Annotated in this window: 13 protein-coding genes; 9 read left to right on the top strand and 4 right to left on the bottom strand. The window is 73.5% G+C overall.

Features of this window, described 5'->3' with window-relative positions; genetic code table 11:
• Positions 1-152 precede the first annotated feature (152 nt).
• The 6 genes from HNP84_RS06225 (at position 153) to mihF (ending at position 6,862) form a co-directional block, all read left to right on the top strand.
• The gene (locus HNP84_RS06225) at positions 153-1,751 is read left to right on the top strand and encodes an APC family permease (RefSeq protein WP_221335888.1); all 1,599 of its coding nucleotides are present in this window, start codon (positions 153-155) and stop codon (positions 1,749-1,751) included.
• The gene (locus HNP84_RS06220; RefSeq protein ID WP_185048372.1) at positions 1,748-2,155 is read left to right on the top strand and encodes a GlcG/HbpS family heme-binding protein; all 408 of its coding nucleotides are present in this window, start codon (positions 1,748-1,750) and stop codon (positions 2,153-2,155) included. Before HNP84_RS06225 ends, HNP84_RS06220 begins: the two co-directional genes overlap by 4 nt.
• Complete coding sequence (locus HNP84_RS06215) at positions 2,152-4,380, top strand: propanediol/glycerol family dehydratase large subunit (protein ID WP_185048371.1); 2,229 nt, start codon at positions 2,152-2,154, stop codon at positions 4,378-4,380. The genes HNP84_RS06220 and HNP84_RS06215 overlap by 4 nt, the downstream gene beginning before the upstream one ends.
• A complete protein-coding gene (locus HNP84_RS06210) occupies positions 4,377-4,820 on the top strand; it encodes a diol dehydratase small subunit (RefSeq protein ID WP_185048370.1) in 444 nt (147 codons plus the stop codon). The genes HNP84_RS06215 and HNP84_RS06210 overlap by 4 nt, the downstream gene beginning before the upstream one ends.
• 4 nt (positions 4,821-4,824) lie before the next feature.
• Entirely contained in the window at positions 4,825-6,471 is a 1,647-nt protein-coding gene (locus HNP84_RS06205; RefSeq protein ID WP_185048369.1) for a diol dehydratase reactivase ATPase-like domain-containing protein, read from the top strand.
• A gap of 85 nt (positions 6,472-6,556) precedes the next feature.
• Positions 6,557-6,862: an integration host factor, actinobacterial type gene (gene mihF, locus HNP84_RS06200; RefSeq protein ID WP_185048368.1), complete on the top strand. Its 306-nt coding sequence runs from the start codon at positions 6,557-6,559 to the stop codon at positions 6,860-6,862.
• Between the two features lie 170 nt (positions 6,863-7,032).
• Here the strand turns inward: mihF and HNP84_RS06195 are convergent, their stop codons facing one another.
• Both HNP84_RS06195 and HNP84_RS06190 read right to left on the bottom strand, forming a co-directional pair.
• On the bottom strand, positions 7,033-7,680 hold the full coding sequence (locus tag HNP84_RS06195; protein ID WP_312923967.1) for a response regulator transcription factor: 648 nt from the start codon (positions 7,678-7,680) through the stop codon (positions 7,033-7,035).
• Complete coding sequence (locus tag HNP84_RS06190; protein ID WP_185048367.1) at positions 7,671-8,918, bottom strand: sensor histidine kinase; 1,248 nt, start codon at positions 8,916-8,918, stop codon at positions 7,671-7,673. The genes HNP84_RS06195 and HNP84_RS06190 overlap by 10 nt, the downstream gene beginning before the upstream one ends.
• A 196-nt stretch (positions 8,919-9,114) precedes the next feature.
• Between HNP84_RS06190 and HNP84_RS06185 the strand changes: the two genes are divergently transcribed.
• The 3 genes from HNP84_RS06185 (at position 9,115) to HNP84_RS06175 (ending at position 14,408) form a co-directional block, all read left to right on the top strand.
• Positions 9,115-10,392 (top strand): acyltransferase family protein, encoded by a 1,278-nt coding sequence (locus HNP84_RS06185; RefSeq protein ID WP_185048366.1) that lies wholly within the window; start codon positions 9,115-9,117, stop codon positions 10,390-10,392.
• A 66-nt stretch (positions 10,393-10,458) separates the two neighbouring features.
• A complete protein-coding gene (locus HNP84_RS06180; RefSeq protein WP_185048365.1) occupies positions 10,459-12,966 on the top strand; it encodes a DEAD/DEAH box helicase in 2,508 nt (835 codons plus the stop codon).
• Between the two features lie 74 nt (positions 12,967-13,040).
• Positions 13,041-14,408: an esterase/lipase family protein gene (locus HNP84_RS06175; protein ID WP_185048364.1), complete on the top strand. Its 1,368-nt coding sequence runs from the start codon at positions 13,041-13,043 to the stop codon at positions 14,406-14,408.
• On the opposite strand, the gene HNP84_RS06170 is transcribed toward HNP84_RS06175, so the two are convergent.
• Both HNP84_RS06170 and HNP84_RS06165 read right to left on the bottom strand, forming a co-directional pair.
• A complete protein-coding gene (locus HNP84_RS06170) occupies positions 14,403-15,356 on the bottom strand; it encodes a TAXI family TRAP transporter solute-binding subunit (protein WP_185048363.1) in 954 nt (317 codons plus the stop codon). The two genes, HNP84_RS06175 and HNP84_RS06170, sit on opposite strands and share 6 nt — an antisense overlap.
• Positions 15,353-17,368, bottom strand: coding sequence for a TRAP transporter permease (locus HNP84_RS06165; protein ID WP_185048466.1), 2,016 nt, complete (start codon positions 17,366-17,368; stop codon positions 15,353-15,355). Before HNP84_RS06165 ends, HNP84_RS06170 begins: the two co-directional genes overlap by 4 nt.
• Positions 17,369-17,635: the final 267 nt, after the last annotated feature.

The following is a 17,635-nucleotide window of genomic DNA, read 5'->3' as shown; positions in this document are numbered from 1 at the left end:
GCCGTAAGCGTGCATCGGTCGGACCTTAGCCGTCAACGGTTCTCGTTGTGAAGAAGAATAAACATGCCGGGTATTGCCGCACAGAGCGGGCAAATGCCACGATTCGCGCACATCAGCCGCATGTCACATTATTTGCGGAAGGAGCGGTGCCCGTGAGCACCGTCGAGAGCAAGAGCGGGCAGCAGCCCGCCGCCCCCGAGGTCCAGCGGCTCAAGTCCGGCGCGATCGGGCTGTTCGCCGTGTTGTTCATGGCCGTGGCCAACGCCGCCCCCATCACCGCCATGACCGGCAACGTGCCGATCGTGGTCGGCTACGGCAACGGCACCGGAGTCCCGGCCGCGTACCTGTTCGCCACGATCGTGCTGAGCATCTTCGCGGTGGGCTACACCGCGATGGCCCGGCACATCACCGCCACCGGCGCCTTCTACGGCTTCATCTCCCACGGCCTGGGTCAGTTGTGGGGCCTGGTGTCCGGCCTGCTGGCCACGGTCGCGTACATCGTGTTCGAGGCGTCGCTGATCGGCATCTTCGCCTCCTTCGCCAAGACCACCGTCGAGACCTTCGGCGGCCCGGAGCTGAGCTGGATCGTCTACGCCCTGATCGGCATCGCGGCCATCGCGCTGCTCGGCTACTTCGACATCGAGATCTCCGGCCGGGTGCTGGCGGTCTTCCTGATCACCGAGATCGTCATCCTGGGCCTGCTCAGCCTGTCGGTGCTGATCCGCGGCGGCGGCCCGGACGGGCTCATGGCGCAGGTGCTCAACCCGGCCAACGCCTTCACCGCCGTCGCCGACGACCCGGCCGCGGCCATCACGGGGAGCGCCGCCATCGGCCTGTTCTTCGCCTTCTGGTCCTGGGTCGGCTTCGAGACCACCGCGGTGTACGGCGAGGAGTCCAAGGACCCCAAGAAGATCATCCCCCGGGCCACCATGATGGCGGTGATCGGCCTGGGCGTCTTCTACACGATCGTGTCCTGGCTGGCCATCGCAGGCAACGGCGCCGAGCAGTCGGTCGCGATCTCGCGCGGCAGCACCGGCAACCCGTTCGACCTGTTCTTCGGCATCACCGACAGCTACGTCGGCGGCTGGGCACTGGTGATCTACAAGGTCCTCACCGTGCTCGGCTCCTTCGCCTGCGCGCTCGCCTTCCACAACGCCGCCTCGCGCTACATCTACGCGATCGGCCGCGAGGGGCTGACCCCGGGCCTGCGCCGGACGCTGGGCGCGACGCACGGCACGCACAAGTCGCCGCACATCGCCTCGATCACCCAGTCGGTGATCTGCCTGCTGATCACGCTGGCGTTCTTCGCCCTTCAGGAGCCGACCGAGAGCGCGCCCGACGTGGCGTACTTCTACCTCTACGGCCTGATGGCGATCCTGGGCACGGCGATGATCCTGATCGTGCAGACGGTCTGCTCGATCGCGGTGATCTTCTACTTCCACGTGAAGGGCAACCATCCGGAGACCCGGCACTGGTGGCGCACGCTGGTCGCGCCAGCGATCGGCGCGGTGGGCATGGGGTACGTCGTCTACCTGCTGGTGGACAACCTGGAGTTCGCGGCCGGCGCCGCGGCCGACAGCCCGGTCTTCCACGCGATCCCGTACATCATCGGCGGGGTGGTCCTGTTCGGCATCGTGATCGGCCTGATCTTGCGCTCGAAGGACCAGGAGAGGTACCAACGAATCGGTCGCGTCGTGATGGAGGAGGACGCGCCACCACGAACCAGTGCGGAGGAACCCGAGCGCGCGTGAACCTGGAACTGGCCCTGCGGATGTGCGAGGCCGCGATCAAAGAGGCCGCGCGCGCGGGCGCGCTGGTGTCGGTGGCCGTGGTGGACGCGGGCGGGCACCTCGTCGCCTTCCAGCGCATGGACGGCGCCGAGATCGCCGGCCCCGCGCTCGCGCCCGGCAAGGCGTACACGGCGGTGGCGCACCGGATCGCCACCGCCGACCTCGCCCCCATGGTGCAGCCCGGCGGCGAGCTGTACGGCCTCGCCGCCGACGGCAGGTACGTCTGCTTCGGCGGCGGCATCCCGCTGTGGGACGGCCACGGCGAGGGGGAACGGGTGGTCGGCGGGGTCGGGGTCAGCGGCGGCACGGTGGAGCAGGACGTGGCCTGCGCCGAGGCCGCCGCGGCGCTGTGGGAGACGGCATGACTCGGGAACGGGTCGGGCGTATCCGGTTCATGGACGCCCAGCGGGTCAACCTGGACGGGTTCGCGGTGGAGAACCCGGAGCTGGGCCTGGTGGCGCTGGCCTCGCCGTACGATCCGGAGCCCGGCCTGACCGTCGTGGACGGGCGGGTCACGGAGATGGACGGGGTCAAGGCCGCCGACTTCGACGCCATCGACGCGTTCATCGCCGCCCACGGCCTGGACCTGTCGGTGGCCGAGGAGGCCATGGCGCTGCCCGACGTGGCCGTGGCCCGGATGATGGTCGCGCCCGACGTGCCGCGCGCGGAGGTCGTACGGCTGTGCGCGGGCATGACCCCGGCCAAGCTGGCCCGGGTGCTGGCGCTGCTGCGCCCGCCCGAGCTGGTGATGGCCATGACCAAGCTGCGCGCCCGGCGCACCCCGAGCAACCAGGCGCACGTCACCAACCGGCTGGACGACCCGCTGCTGCTCGCGGCCGACGCCGCCACGGCCGCGGCGTACGGGTTCCGGGAGCTGGAGACCACGGTGCCGGTGCTGGCCGACGCGCCGTCCAACGCGGTCGCGGTCGCCATCGGCGCGGCGGTCGGCTCGCCCGGGGTGCTGGTGCAGTGCTCGGTGGAGGAGGCGCAGGAGCTGGAGCTGGGCCTGCGCGGCTTCGTGTCGTACGCCGAGACGGTCAGCCTGTACGGCACCGAGCGGGTCTTCACCGACGGCGACGACACGCCGTGGTCCAAAGCCTTCCTGACCAGCGCGTACGCCTCGCGCGGGATCAAGATGCGGGTGTCCTCCGGGGCCGGGGCCGAGGTGCTGATGGGCGGCGCGGAGCGGCGCTCGATGCTGTACCTGGAGTCGCGGTGCGTGGCGCTGGCGCGGGCGATGGGCGCGCAGGGCGTGCAGAACGGCGGCATCGACGGGGCCAGCGTGGCCGGGGCGGTGCCGCGCGGGGTGCGCGAGCTGATGGCCGAGAACGTCATGGTGATGGCGCGCAACCTGGAGTCGTGCTCGGGCAACGACGCGCTGATGTCGGAGTCGGACGTGCGCAGGACCTCGCGCACGCTGCCGATCTTCCTGGCCGGCTCCGACTTCGTGTGCAGCGGCTTCGGCTCGATCCAGCGCTATGACAACATGTTCGGCCCGTCCAACTGGAACGCCGAGGACATCGACGACTACCTCGCCATGCAGCGCGACTGGGGCGTGGACGGCGGGCTGCGCACCGCCTCGCCGGAGGAGGTCGAGGCGCTGCGCCGCCGCGCGGCCGAGGCGGCGCGGGCGGTGTACTCCTGGTTCGGCCTGGCCGACTTCACCGACGAGCAGGTGGAGGCGGCGGTGGACGCGGCCGGGTCCAAGGACCTGGCGGGCACCGACGCCACGGCCGTGCTGAGCGCGGCCCGCACCATCATGGACAGCGGGCTGACCATGGCCGACGTGGTGACGGCCCTGGTCGAGACGGGGTTCGAGCCCGAGGCCGAGCGGCTGCTGGCCATGCTCAGGGCCCGGGTCGAGGGCGACTACCTCCAGACCGCGGCGATCTTCACCCCGTCGATGCGGGTCCTGTCGCTGGTCACCGACCCCAACGACTACGCGGGCCCCGGCACCGGGTACGAGCCGGCGCCGGAGCGCCAGGCCGAGATCGACGCGATCCGCCAGCAGCGCTCGGTGCGGGACCTGCGGGCCGCGCAGCTCGCGCACCGCGCCGACGCGCTGCGTCCCGTGCGCGAGGCGGCCCCGGGCGGCGACCCGCGCGAGGTCGTGATCGGGGTGTCCCCCGCGACCGGCCGCGACGTGTGGCTGACGCTGTCGGGCCTGCCGGTGGTGGACGCGCTGCGCGAGCTGATGGCGGGCCTGGAGGAGGAGGGCTGCGCCGGACGGATCGTCCGCTTCAACGACACCATCGACCTGGGCATGATCGGGCTGTCGGCCGCCCGGCTGTCGGGCTCGGGCATCGGCATCGGGCTCCAGGCCAAGGGCACCGCGCTGATCCACCGCCGCGACCTGGCCCCGTTGGCCAACCTGGAGCTGTACTCCATCGCCCCCGCGCTCGCCCCGGAGGACTACCGGCTCATGGGCGTGAACGCCGGCCGCCACGCCAAGGGCGCGACCCCGGAGCCCGCCCGCAACCCGTACACCGACGAGGCCATCGAGGCGCGCTACCACACCACCGTGGTGTCGCTGGTGGCCATCGAGCGCTCCCACTGCACGGGCGCCCCGGCCGAGGAGCTGGCCCTGTGACCGGCCGGGGGCGTGAGGGCCGCGAGAGCGCCGAGGGCGCCGAGGGCCCGGAGAACACGGAGAGCACGGAGGTCCGGGCGTACTCGGGCCGTCCGGTCGGCTCGATCGACCTCAACGCGGTGCGCCGGGGCGAGGTGGGCCCCGACGACCTGCGCATCCACCCCGACGTGCTGGAGCGCCAGGCGATCGTGGCGGCCGAGCACGGCAACCCGCAGCTCGCGGCCAACCTGCGCCGGGCGGCGGAGCTGACCAGGATCTCCGACACCGACGTGATGCGGGTGTACGAGGCGCTGCGCCCGCACCGCTCCACCGCCGACGAGCTGACCGCGCTGGCCGCCTGGCTGGCCGCGAGCGGCTGCCCGCTCAACGCCACGCTGGTGCGCGAGGCCCGCGACGTGTACGCCCGCCGCGGCCTGCTCAAGCCCGCGCAGGCCCCCTGAGCGCATGATCGCCGGGGTGGACGTCGGCAACGCGACGACCGAGGTCGTCGTGGTGAAGGACGGCGTGCCGGTCGCCTGGGACCGTGTGCTGACCCGGGGCCCCAAGGGCGGGCCGGCCTCGCTGCGCGGCGCGGCGGCGCTGGTGGACCGGCTGGAGCGGGAGACCGGCGAGCGGGTGGAGGAGGTCGTGCTGGCCCCGCTGCGCCCGGTCTCCACGGCCACGCTCGCGCTGCCAGCCGCGGCCCCGGACACCGGGCGGCTGCGCGTGGTCGCCGCGGCCTCCCCCACCCCCGCAGGCGAGGGCGTCGCCGTCGGCCGCCCCCTCCTGCCCGGCGACCAGACGCCCGGGGACGCCGCTCCTGGGGACAAGACGCCTGGGGACAAGACGCCTGGGGACACTGCTCCTGGGGACGCGGCGGTGGTCGCGCTGGTGCCGCGGGCGATGGGCTACGAGCGGGCGGCGGCCTGGGTCCGCACGCTGCTCGCCGCGGGCGTCCGGGTCGCCGGCGTGCTCGCCGAGGGCGACGAGGCGCGGCTGATCGGCAACCGGATCGGCGCCCCGCTGCCGGTCGTGGACCAGGTGGACCTGTCGGCCCTGGCGGACGCCGAGCTGGTCGCGGTGGAGGTGCGCCCGCCCGGCCGGCCGCTGGCCAAGCTGTCCGACGCGCTGTTCCTGAAGGCGGCGTTCCCGGGTTCGGCGCCGGGCGAGGAGGCGCACGCGCAGGCCGTGTGCCGCGAGCTGTACGACGTGTCCAACGCCGTGGTCGCCCGGCTGCGCACCGCCGCCCCGCCGCCGGAGCCCGCCCCCGAGCCGCCGGAGGCGACCCTGGAGCGGGCGGTGCTCGACCTGGACGCGCTGGCGGCGTCGGTGCACGCGCGCCCCCGCGCCGTACGCCGCCGCTCGCTGCTGCTGGCCACCCTGGAGCACGAGGACGAGGCCCCGGCGGCGGACGCGGAGGAGGTCTTCCGGCGGCCGGTGCGCCGCGCCCCCTCCGAGGCCGGCGCGGCCCGCCGGGGCGCGCTGACGACCCCCGGCGCGCCGCCCGGAGCGCTCGTGATCGACCTCGGCGGCGGCACCGTGGACGTCATCGGAGCCCCGCGACACGCCGGAGGCGATGGAATTTCGCCGGATCAGCTAAGAGCGGAAGCGGTGGCGGCGGGCGCCGGAGACCTACTCACGGCGGCGGTCGCGGCGGTGGTCGGCGTGCCGCGCGGGGCCGCCGAATGGATCAAACGGGGGCCGTGCGTACGGGTGGAGAACCCGCATCTCGCGGTCGGCGAGGACGGCACGCGCACGTTCCTCGGCGCCGCGGCGCCGCCCGCGTCCGTCGGCTCGCTGGCGGCGCCCGGCCCGGCCGGGTTGCTGGCGTTCTCGCAGGTCATGAGCCCTGCGGAGTGGCGGGTGCTGCGCCGGGCGATCAAGGCGGAGGTGCTCGGCGGCACCGTGCGCCGGGCCCTGGCCGCGCTGCCCGGCCCCCTGCCGCCTGCCGCCGTCGTGGTGGGCGGGCCCGCCGGTGACGACGAGGTGCTGGCGGTCCTCGCGCACGAGCTGCCGGAGGGCATCGCGCTCGGCCGCGGGGACGTCGCGGGCGCCCTCGGGCACCGGTACGCGGTCGCTTACGGGCTGGCCGTGCTTCCCAGAAGCCGGTGAACACGGAAAACTCGTGCTCGCCGCGATTAGATTCGGCAACACGGGTAACACACACCCGACTCCAGGACCCGAGGAGGAGACACTCATGGCACTTCCCACACTCACCCCCGAGCAGCGCCAGGCGGCGCTGGAGAAGGCGGCCGAGGCGCGGGCCGCGAGGGCGGCGCTGCTGGCCAAGATCAAGTCCGGCGAGCTGTCCTTCTCCGACCTTCTCGCCCGGGACGACGAGATCACCAAGAAGACGAAGGTGTCGCAGGCCCTGCGCGCGGTCAAGGGCGTGGGCCCGGCCAAGGCCACGGCGCTGATGGAGCAGGCGGGCGTCGACGCCAACCGGCGCATCGGCGGGCTGGGCGCGCAGCAGCGCCGCAAGCTGGTGGACGCGCTCTCCTGACCGCGCCTCCCCCCGCTTCCCGGACCGTCCGCGGTGCTCCCGGCCTTCAGGCCGGGGGTGAAGCGGGGCGGGGAAGGCCGGTTCGCCGCCGAGGCGTTCATGCGGAAGAGGGCATGCGGAAGAGGGCATGCCGAAGCGGGCGTGCCGAGGAGGACGTGCCGAAGAGGGCGTCAGGATCTGAGGTAGGTGAGCACGGCCAGCACGCGCCTGTGCTGGTCGGCGTCCTCCGCGTGGAGGCCGAGCTTGGCGAAGATGCTGCGGATGTGCTTTTCGACCGCGCCGTCACTGATCACGAGCTGCCGGCCGATCGCCGGGTTGGACCTGCCCTCGGCCATCAACCCGAGCACCTCGCGCTCGCGGGGCGTGAGCGAGGCGAGGGGGTCGTCACGGCGCCTTCGCACCATCAACTGGGCCACCACCTCGGGGTCGAAGACCGTGCCGCCCGCGGCGACGCGGCGCAGGCCGCCGAGGAACTCATCGACGTCCACGACGCGGTCCTTGAGCAGGTAGCCCACCGCGCCGCGCGCGTCGGCGAGCAGATCGTCGGCATACGACACCTCCACGTACTGCGACAGGATCAGCACGGGCGCGCCCGGCACCCGCCTGCGGGCCTCCACCGCCGCGCGCAGCCCCTCGTCGCTGAAGGTCGGCGGCATGCGCACGTCCACCACCGAGACGTCGGGGCGGTGGTCGGCGACGGCCCGCACCAGGGCCTCACCGTCGCCCACCGCCTCGACGACCTCGCAGCCGAACTCCTCCAGCAGCCTGATCAGGCCCTCCCTGATCAGGACGGCGTCGTCGGCCACGATCACCCGCACGGTACCTCCGCCACGATCATCGTCGGCCCCCCGGGCGGCGACTCGACGGCCAGTTCGCCATCGACCGCGCGCAGCCGGTCGGCCAGACCGGCCAGGCCGTGTCCCTTGGCGACATGGGCGCCGCCGACACCATCATCCCCGATCGTGAGCAGCAGCACGTCGCCCGTGCGGGTCAGCGTGACCGAGCAGGAGGTCGCCTGGCTGTGCTTGGCCACGTTCGTCAGCGACTCCGCCACCACGAAGTAGACGGTGTTCTCGATCGCCGCGGGGTAGCGCTCGGCGACCTGCACGTCGATGTCCACCGGGACCGTGCACCGGCTCGCCAGCGCCGCGAGGGCGGGGGCCAGGCCCCGGTCCGCCAGCACCGGCGGGGCGATGCCGCGCGAGAGCGCGCGCAGCTCGTCCAGCGTCTCGCGGGTCGCCACGATCGCCTCGGCGAGCGTGCTCTCGGCCGCCGCCGGGTCCTTGCCCATCTGCCGCCGGGCCCGCGACAGCTCCATGGCCAGGTGGACCAGGCGCTGCTGCGGCCCGTCGTGGATGTCACGCTCCAGCCGGCGCAGCGCCGCGGCCTCGGCCGAGACCGCCGCCGCCCGCCCCTCGGCCAGGTCGTCGATGCGCTCGTGCAGTTCGGCCACGCCGGTCAGCAGGGCCCGCGCCAGGCTGCCCTTCAGCAGCGCGACGAAACGCAGCGCGAACGGCAGCGTGAGCGCGGCCACCGCCCCGATGGCGAAGTTGAACGCCGCGTCCGTGAAGTAGGTGTCGGGCAGGCCGAGCAGGTCGGGCAGCGACTCGTTGCCCGGGATGTTGTAGAGGATCCAGCCGTAGAGCGGATAGGTGAGCCCGGCCAGCGTGACGGCCCACCACGTCACCGCGGCCACGAACCCCACGATCGCGAAGGGGAGCGCCAGGACGCCGTGCAGCAGGTCCAGCCACGCCTGGCCGTTCGTCATCGGGTTCACCAGGCGCCGGAACGCGCCCGCGCCCTCCGGCGGCCGGGGGTAGCGGGGCCGGGCCAGGTCGCGGCCGAAGACGCCGGGCAGCAGCCTGCGCTCGGCATCGGCGAACACCCGCGCCAGCAGCAGGGTCCCGGCCAGGATGGGCAGCCCGACCCAGACCACGACCGTGCCGACCCCGGCCGCGAAGCCCGCGACCAGGAGCACGAACCCGATCACCGTCAGGGGGAGGCCGACCAGCAGGTATCGCGTGTCGATGCCGATCTGTCGCATGAGGGAGCGCATGGCCTCAACGCTACGAGGACGCCCGCCACCGGACGACCCGGCGAACCGGTGTCCTCGGGTAGGGCTGTCCCTACCCCCGCCGGTGGTGGGCCCTTGACCCCGAGACGCCCGCCCGCGTGACTGCGCGGGGCATGCCCCCGGCGGGAGGCTCGATACGCACGTCGTCCCCATGACCTGCGAGGAATCGAGCCCCCACATGACCGTCCTACTCGAACGCCCTGCCCCTGCCCTTGCCCCCGCCCCCGCTCCCGTCGCCGTCGCCGGCCGGGACGTCTTCGTGGACGCGCTGCGCCTGTTCGGCATGGCGCTGGTGATCCTGCAGCACTGGAGCATGCCCGTCCTGTCGTTCGCCGACGGCCGCATCGTCACCGGCAACGCCCTGGCCGCGCCGGGGGTGTTCGCGGTGACCTGGATCAGCCAGGTCATGCCGCTGGTGTTCTTCGCGGGCGGCGCGGCGAACGCGATCGGGCTGCGCGCCCGCGGCGGGGCGTACCTGGAGGCGGGGCCGGTGTGGCTGGCGCAGCGGCTGCGCCGCCTGGCCTGGCCGGTGCTGGCGCTGGGCGCGGTGTGGGTGCCGCTGCCGCACGCGCTGCTCGCGCTCGGCCTGCCCGAGCAGCCGGTGGAGGTCGGCGCCCGGCTGACCGGGCAGTTGCTGTGGTTCCTGGCGGCGTACCTGATCGCGGTGGCGCTCAGCCCGGTCCTGCTGCGCGCGCACGAGCGGTACGGCGCCCGCGTGCCCGCCGTCCTGGCCGCGGGCGCGGTCGCGGTGGACCTGCTGCGCTTCGGCACCGGCCTGGAGTGGCTCGGCTACCTCAACGTGGCCTGCGTCTGGCTCGCGGTGCACCAGATCGGCTTCCTGTACGCCGACGGCCGCATCACCCGGCCCCTGCTCCTCGTGGCCGGCGGCTACGGCGCGGCGCTGCTGCTGGTGGCCGCCGGCCCCTACCCGGGCAGCATGATCGGCCTGCCCGGCGCGCCGGTGTCCAACATGGCGCCGCCCACGCTGGCGCTGCTGGCCGTCGGGATCGGGCAGATCGGGCTGGCCCTGCTGCTGCGCCCGCTGATCGTGCGCGCCCGGTGGCTGCGCCCGGCGCTCGGCTGGGCCGGGCCGCGGATCATGACGGCGTACCTGTGGCACATGCCGGCGCTGGTCGCGGTGGCCGGGGTGGTCGTGGTCGGGCTCGGGGTCAGCACGCCGGAGCCGGGCGGGGCGGCGTGGGCGGCGCTGTGGCCGCTGTGGCTGGGTCTGCTCGGCCTGGTGCTGTGGCCGCTGCTGCGCGGCCTGGCCCGCTTCGAGCGCCCGCCGGCGGTGCCGTACGGGCCGCTGGGGTGGCCGGGCGCGCTGGCCGCGGCGGCCCTGGTCGGCGCGGGCCTGCTCACCCTCACCGTCGCCGGGTTCGCCCCCGGGCTCGCCCCGGTCGCCGGGATGCTGGCCATCGGCGCCGGCCTGCTGCTGACCGTGCCCAGACTCTGACCCCGATCTGCCCTGTCCCCCCTGGATCTGACCGGCCGGTTCGACTAATCGCGCAAGTTCGGCAGTATGAGAGACGTGAGCCTCATCGACCACCTCCCAGAGTCCATCGACGCCGACGCCGACACCATCTTCGACGCCTTCGTCGAATGGAACACCCAGCGCGGGCTCACCCTCTATCCGCACCAGGAGGAGGCGCTGATCGAGGTCGTCTCCGGCAACAACCTGATCCTGTCCACGCCGACCGGCTCGGGCAAGAGCCTGGTCGCGGCGGGAGCCCACTTCACCGCGCTGACCCGCGACGTGCGCACCTTCTACACCGCGCCGATCAAGGCGCTGGTGTCGGAGAAGTTCTTCGACCTGTGCGCGCTGTTCGGCACCGAGAACGTCGGCATGATGACCGGCGACGCCAGCGTCAACCCCGGCGCCCCGCTCATCTGCTGCACCGCCGAGATCCTGGCCAATGTCGCGCTGCGCGACGGGGCGGCGGCCGACATCGGCCAGGTCGTGATGGACGAGTTCCACTTCTACGCCGAGCCCGACCGCGGCTGGGCCTGGCAGGTGCCGCTGCTGGAGCTGCCGAACGTGCAGTTCATCCTGATGTCGGCCACGCTGGGCGACGTCTCGATGTTCGAGCGCGACCTGACCCGGCGCACCGGGCGGCCCACGGCGGTGGTCAAGAACGCCGAGCGGCCGGTGCCGCTGGTCTACTCCTACCGGCTCACCCCGCTGCACGAGACGCTGGAGGAGCTGCTGTCCACCCAGCAGGCCCCCGTCTACATCGTGCACTTCACCCAGGCCGCCGCGATGGAGCGGGCCCAGGCGCTGATGAGCATCAACATGTGCACCAAGGCCGAGAAGGAGGCCATCGCCAAGCTGATCGGCGGCTTCCGGTTCACCACCAGGTTCGGCCGGGCGCTGTCGCGGCTGGTGCGCCACGGCATCGGCGTGCACCACGCCGGCATGCTGCCGAAGTACCGCCGGCTGGTGGAGCGGCTGGCGCAGGCCGGGCTGCTCAAGGTCATCTGCGGCACCGACACGCTGGGCGTCGGGGTGAACGTGCCGATCCGCACGGTGCTGTTCACCGCGCTGTCGAAGTTCGACGGCACCAAGGTGCGCCGGCTGCGCGCCCGGGAGTTCCACCAGATCGCGGGCCGGGCCGGGCGCGCCGGGTTCGACACGATCGGCTACGTGGTGTGCCAGGCGCCCGAGCACGTCATCGAGAACGAGCGCGCCCTGGCCAAGATCGGCGACGACCCGAAGCGGCGGCGCGGCTACGCCCGCAAGAAGCCGCCCGAGGGCTTCGTCGGGTGGAGCGAGGACACCTTCGAGAAGCTCCAGAACGCCGAGCCCGAGCCGCTGACCTCCCGGTTCAAGGTGAGCAACGCCATGCTGCTGGCCGTGATCAACCGGCCGGGCGACTGCTTCGCCGCCATGAAGCACCTGCTGACCGACAACCACGAGGACCGCAAGTGGCAGCGGCGGCACATCAGCCAGGCCATCGCGATCTACCGCTCGCTGCTGGCCGGCGGCATCGTGGAGAAGCTGCGCGAGCCCGACGAGCAGGGGCGCATGGCCCGCCTCACCATCGACCTCCAGGAGGACTTCGCGCTGAACCAGGCGCTGTCCACCTTCGCGCTGGCCTCCTTCGAGCTGCTCAGCCCCGAGTCGCCGTCGTACGCGCTGGACATGGTCTCGATCGTGGAGTCCATCCTGGACGACCCCAGGCAGATCCTGTCGGCGCAGCTCAACAAGGCGCGGGCCGAGGCGGTCGCGCAGATGAAGGCCGACGGCATCGAGTACGAGGAGCGCATGGAGCGCCTCACCGAGGTCATGTACCCGATGCCGCTCGCCGACCTGCTGCTCGGCGCGTACGAGACCTACCGGCGCGGCCACCCGTGGGTGGCCGACTACACGGTCAGCCCCAAGTCGGTGGTGCGCGACATGTACGAGCGCGCGATGACGTTCACCGAGTACGTCCAGTTCTACGAGCTGGCCCGCTCCGAGGGCACGGTGCTGCGCTACCTCGCCGACGCCTACCGCACCCTGTCGCGCACGATCCCCGAGCACCTCAAGACCGACGACCTGGTCGATCTGATCGAGTGGCTGGGCGAGCTGGTGCGCCAGGTCGACTCCAGCCTGCTGGACGAGTGGGAGGCGCTGGCCAACCCCGAGGCCGCGCTCGCCGCCGAGCAGGAGGAGCTGGAGGCCAAGCCGCGCCCGGTGACCGGCAACGCGCGGGCGTTCCGGGTGCTGGTGCGCAACGCCATGTTCCGCCTGGTGGAGCTGGCCGCGCTGGAGCGCGAGGAGGAGCTGGCCGAGCTGGCGCCCGACGTCGACTGGGGCGCGGCCCTCGACGCGTACTTCGAGGAGCACGACGAGATCCGCACCGGCCCCGACGCGCGCGGGCCCGCGCTGCTGCGCATCGAGGAGGAGCAGGGCCTGTGGCGGGTGCGCCAGACCATCGACGACCCGGCCGGCGACCACGACTGGGGCATCGACGCCCAGGTCGATCTGGCCGCCTCCGACGAGGAGGGCCGGGCGGTGCTGCACGTCACGGGGCTGAACCGGCTGTGACGGCCGTCGCGCGACGATCACCTGAGTAGGGCTCTACTCATGCGCCGCGCCGTGGTGCGGCCCACGCTGGGCGCATGGTGGAGTTTCACACGGGGCAGACGGTTCGCATCGGCTCGCGCACCGGTCTGCGCGCGACCCTGACCAGCATCGGCGTCACCGGTTCCGTACGCGCGCTGCCGCCGCCCGCCCACACCGGATCGGCGGCGTTCGGGTGGCGGATGCCCGAGGCGCTGGCCGGGGCCATCGCGGAGGCGGGGCTGCGCGACCTGCGCGCCGACTACCTGGTGTCGGTGGAGCGCACCGGCCGGGTGCCGGGCACGCGGCTGCTGGTGGACCGGGGCGTCGCGCCGCCGGAGGACGAGCGGTGGGTGGCGCTGGCGGTCACCGGGCGGGGCACCTACTCCTGGCATCCCCTGGTGCGGGCGGGCACCGGGCGGTTCGAGGTGGGGCGGCGGGAGTGGAGCCGCGGCTGGTCCGGGCCGCTGCTGATCAAGCTGTTCGCGTTCCCGTGGCGGACGGCGTGCCCCCTGGCGGCGTACGAGGAGCGGCGGCACCGCTACCGGCTGCGCGCGTGCGCGCCGGACACGTACGCGCGGGACGTGGCCGAGGACCTGCACCCGTCGCGCTGGGCCGGCCTGGAGGCCGGGGAGGGCGGGGAACGGCGCACGCTGCTGCTCCTGCACGGCGCCTTCGGGCGTACGCACTCCTCGTTCGGCGGGATGCCCGCCGAGGCGTTCGCCCGGCTGCACGCGGCGTACGGAGGGCGGGTGATCGCCTTCGACCACCACACGCTCACCCACGACCCGGCCGAGAACGCGCGCCGCCTCATCGCGCTGATCCCCGACGGAGCGGACCTGCACCTGGACGTGCTGGCCCACTCCCGCGGCGGGCTGGTGGCCCGCGAGCTGGCGCAGAACGCCGCGGCGCTGCCGCTCGGCCGCCGCCGCGTCCGGATCGGCAGGGTGATGTTCGCCGGCACCCCGAACGCGGGCACGCCGCTCGCCGACCCCGCCCGGCTGCGCCACCTGGCCGGACGGCTGACCACGCTGCTGGCCGCCACCGGCCAGGCCGGCCCGCTGGGCGCGGTGCAGGAACTGGTCAAGCACCTCGCCTCGGGCGCGTCCGGCGACCTGCCGGGGCTGACCGCGATGAGCCCGGCGGGGGCGTACCTGCGCGGGCTGAACGCCTTCGGCCCGCACGCGCACGGCCCGCGCCCGCGGTACCGGGCCCTGGCCGCGGAGTACGGCCCGCCGGGGGACGACGGCGTCTTCGGCGAGGGCGTCGGCAACGACGTGGTCGTGCCGGTGGCGGCGGTGGGCGCCATGGGGCGCACGGGCCGGGTGCCGGACACGCACGTGCTGGAGCGCGTGCACCACCACGCCTACTTCGAGTCGGCCGCGGCGACGCGGCGCATCCTCACCTGGGCGGCCGAGGCGTCATGACCCGAAGTACCTCTTCGCGCCGTCGTGCAGCAGCACCGGCTCGGTCTTCGGCGCGTTCTCCCTGGTGATCTCCTTCGCCGCGGCGTGCACCTTCTCCAGCTCGGCCTTGCGGTCGAACAGCAGCCCGGTGAGCCGCTCGGCGAGTCCGGCGTCCATGCTCTGGTTGACCACCAGCAGGTTCGGCACCACGATCGTGGCCACGTCGCCGGGGGTCGAGTAGGCGGCGGCCGGGATCGTGCCGGCGGCGTACACCTGGCCGTGCTCGCGCTGCATGGCGGGCAGCACGTCGTCCAGCGGCACGAACACCACCTCGTCCTTCTCGCTGGTGATCAGGTCGGTGATGCCCCCGGTGGGCAGGCCGCCGGACCAGACCAGCGCGTCGATGGTCTCGTCCTTGACGCCCTGCACCGTCTCGGGCAGCGACAGCGCCTGCCGGGTCACGTCCTTGTCGGGGTCGAGGCCGGCGGCGGCGAGCAGCCGCAGCGCGATCACCTCGGTGCCGGAGTTGGGCGAGCCGGTGGACACCCGCTTGCCCTTCAGGTCGGCCACCGTCTTGATCCCGGCGTCGGCGCGCGCGATCACGTGCGTGTAGTTGTCGTACAGGCGGGCCAGGGCCCGGATCGGCTGCGGCGCGGCGAACGAGCCCTTGCCGCTCGCGGCGTCGGCGGCGGTGTCGGCCAGGGTGAAGGCGATGTCGGAGTCGCCGCGCACCACCCGCTGGATGTTCTCCACCGACGCGCCCGTGGCCTCGGCGGTGGCCTGGTAGCCGTCGAGGTTCTTGTTGATCTGCTCGGCGATGCCGCCGCCGAGCACGTAGTAGACGCCGGTGGTGTTGCCGGTCGCGATCGACAGCCGCTGCCCGCCGCCGGACCGCTCACCGCCGCACGCGGTCAGCGCCACCGCCAGGGCCCCGGCCGCGAGCACCGCGGCCATCCGCATGATCCTCATGACCCGCTCCTTCTCCTCACGAGGTGTACGCCCAGCGCCAGGACCAGCGCGGCCACCCCCGCCGCCGCCGGCGCCGGGGACAGCACCAGCAGCAGCACCGCCGCCGCCCCGCACAGCACCCGCTCCACCGGCCCCGCCGCCCCGATCAGCCACCCGCCGGTCGCCGCCGCCAGCGCCACCACGGCCAGCGCCGAGGCCCCCAGCGCCGCCGCGATCTCCCCCGCCGAGCCCTGCCCGAGCAGCGCGGCCCCCGCCGGGGTCAGCACGAACGCGAACGGCACCAGGAACGCGGGCAGCGTGTACTTCCAGGTGGCCCACATGGTGCGCTGCGCGTTGCCCTCCGTGATCGCCGAGGCCGCGAAGGCCGACAGCGCCGTCGGCGGGCTGACCTCCGACAGCACGGCGTAGTAGAAGATGAACATGTACGCCTCGGCGGCCGTCACCCCGAAATCCAGCAGCGCGGGACCGATGATCACCGCCGCGATGACGAACGAGGCGGTCACCGGCACGGCCAGCCCGAGCAGCAGCACGGCGAGCGCGCACATCACCGCCGTCAGGGCCAGGACCCCCGCCGACGCGCCGACGATCAGCGAACTGGCCTTCAGCCCGAGCCCGGTCAGCGTCACCACCGCGACGATCATCCCGGCGGCGGCGCAGGTGACGGCCACGGGCAGCACCCCGGTGGCCCCCGCGGCCAGCGCCCCGGCCGCCCGGCGCGGGGTGAGCCGGTGCTCCCGGTCCAGGAACGACAGCGCGAACGCGAGCAGGGTGGCGTACACGACGGCGCGGAACGGCGACTGCCCCAGCGCCATCAGGATCACGATCACGAACAGCGAGCTGAAGTGGTAGCCGAACCTGCGCAGCAGCGGCCACAGGCGCGGGGCGTCGATCTCCACGGCGTGGGTGCCGTACTTGCGGGCGTCTATCTCGATCGCCAGGAAGATGCCGAGGTAGTACAGGACGGTGGGGATCGTGGCGTACACGAGCACGGTCAGGTAGCTGACCCGCAGGTACTCCGCGATGATGAACGCCGCCGCGCCCAGGGTCGGCGGCGAGAGGATCGCGCCGATGCCCGCCGCCGCCAGCACCCCGCCGGCCTGCTCGCGCGGGTAGCCGGCGCGGCGCAGGATCGGCCAGGCCACGCTGCCCACGCTGACCGTCGTGGCCACCCCCGACCCGCTGACCGTGCCGAGCAGGAACCCGGCCAGCGCGACCGTACGCCCCGGCGCCGACCGCGAGCGCCGGAACGCGGCCAGCGAGACGTCCACGAAGAACCGCCCGGCCCCCGAGTGGTCGAGCACCGCGCCGTAGACGGTGAACAGGATGATGTACGTCGCCGCCACGTCGAGCGGCACCCCGTAGATCCCCTCGGTGCCCATCACGAACGAGGCCATGATCCGCTCGATGTCGTAGCCGCGGTGGCCGATGGGCCACTCGACCGGCAGGTACCCGCCGTAGTACGCGTACAGGAAGAACCCGATCACCACGGCCGGCAGGATCCACCCCACGGTCCTGCGCACGGCCTCCAGCACCAGCAGCGCGACCGCCGCCCCCACGGCCACGTCCAGCGCGGTCGGGGCGAACGCCCGGCGGATGAAGTCGTCGAACACGACCACCGGGTACAGGCACACGGCGAGCGCGAGCGCCGCCAGTGCCCAGTCCAGGCCCCCCGGCGCCTCCCGCCCGCGCCGCCCCGGCCGGTAGCACAGGAAGCACAGCGGCAGCACGACGGCGAGGAACAGCATCCGGTACGGCAGCACCGCCCCCGGCCGGAACGTCCAGTACAGCACGTACGCCGAGAGCCCGAACGCGACGGCGGTGACGAAGACCGCGACGGGCCCGGCCAGCCGCCGCGCGGGCCGCTCCGCGTCAAGCTCGGCGACGACGTCCTCGCCGCCGAGCTCCCGGCCGCCGCCATGACCCCCCGGCTCGCCCGGACGCCCAGGACCACCCGGACCGCCTGGACTGCCCGGCTCGCTGCCCTGTTCGTCCCGCTCGTCCTGACTGTGCACGTCCGTCAAACGCCGTCTCCAGGATCGGGTGCCACGCCCTACCTTGACAGCACGTTACGCGCAATCTTGACGCCCGTCCGTCATCCGGAAATCACAGTCTGATCACTAGCCGTATGGGACCAGCACGTCGCCGGCGTTTGCGGGAGCGGCCGGCGCGGGCGGCCGGCCCTCGTACGCGCCGAACCACTCCTTGGCGCGGTTCCGCAGACCGAGGCCGGAGAACCGCTCGTACCGATTCCCCGACTTCGACGCCGTCGCGCGCGCGCG

This window comes from Thermocatellispora tengchongensis (assembly GCF_014202315.1).
In the GTDB taxonomy this organism is placed as follows: Bacteria; Actinomycetota; Actinomycetes; order Streptosporangiales; family Streptosporangiaceae; genus Thermocatellispora; species Thermocatellispora tengchongensis.
This window is presented reverse-complemented; position numbering and strand designations above follow the sequence as displayed.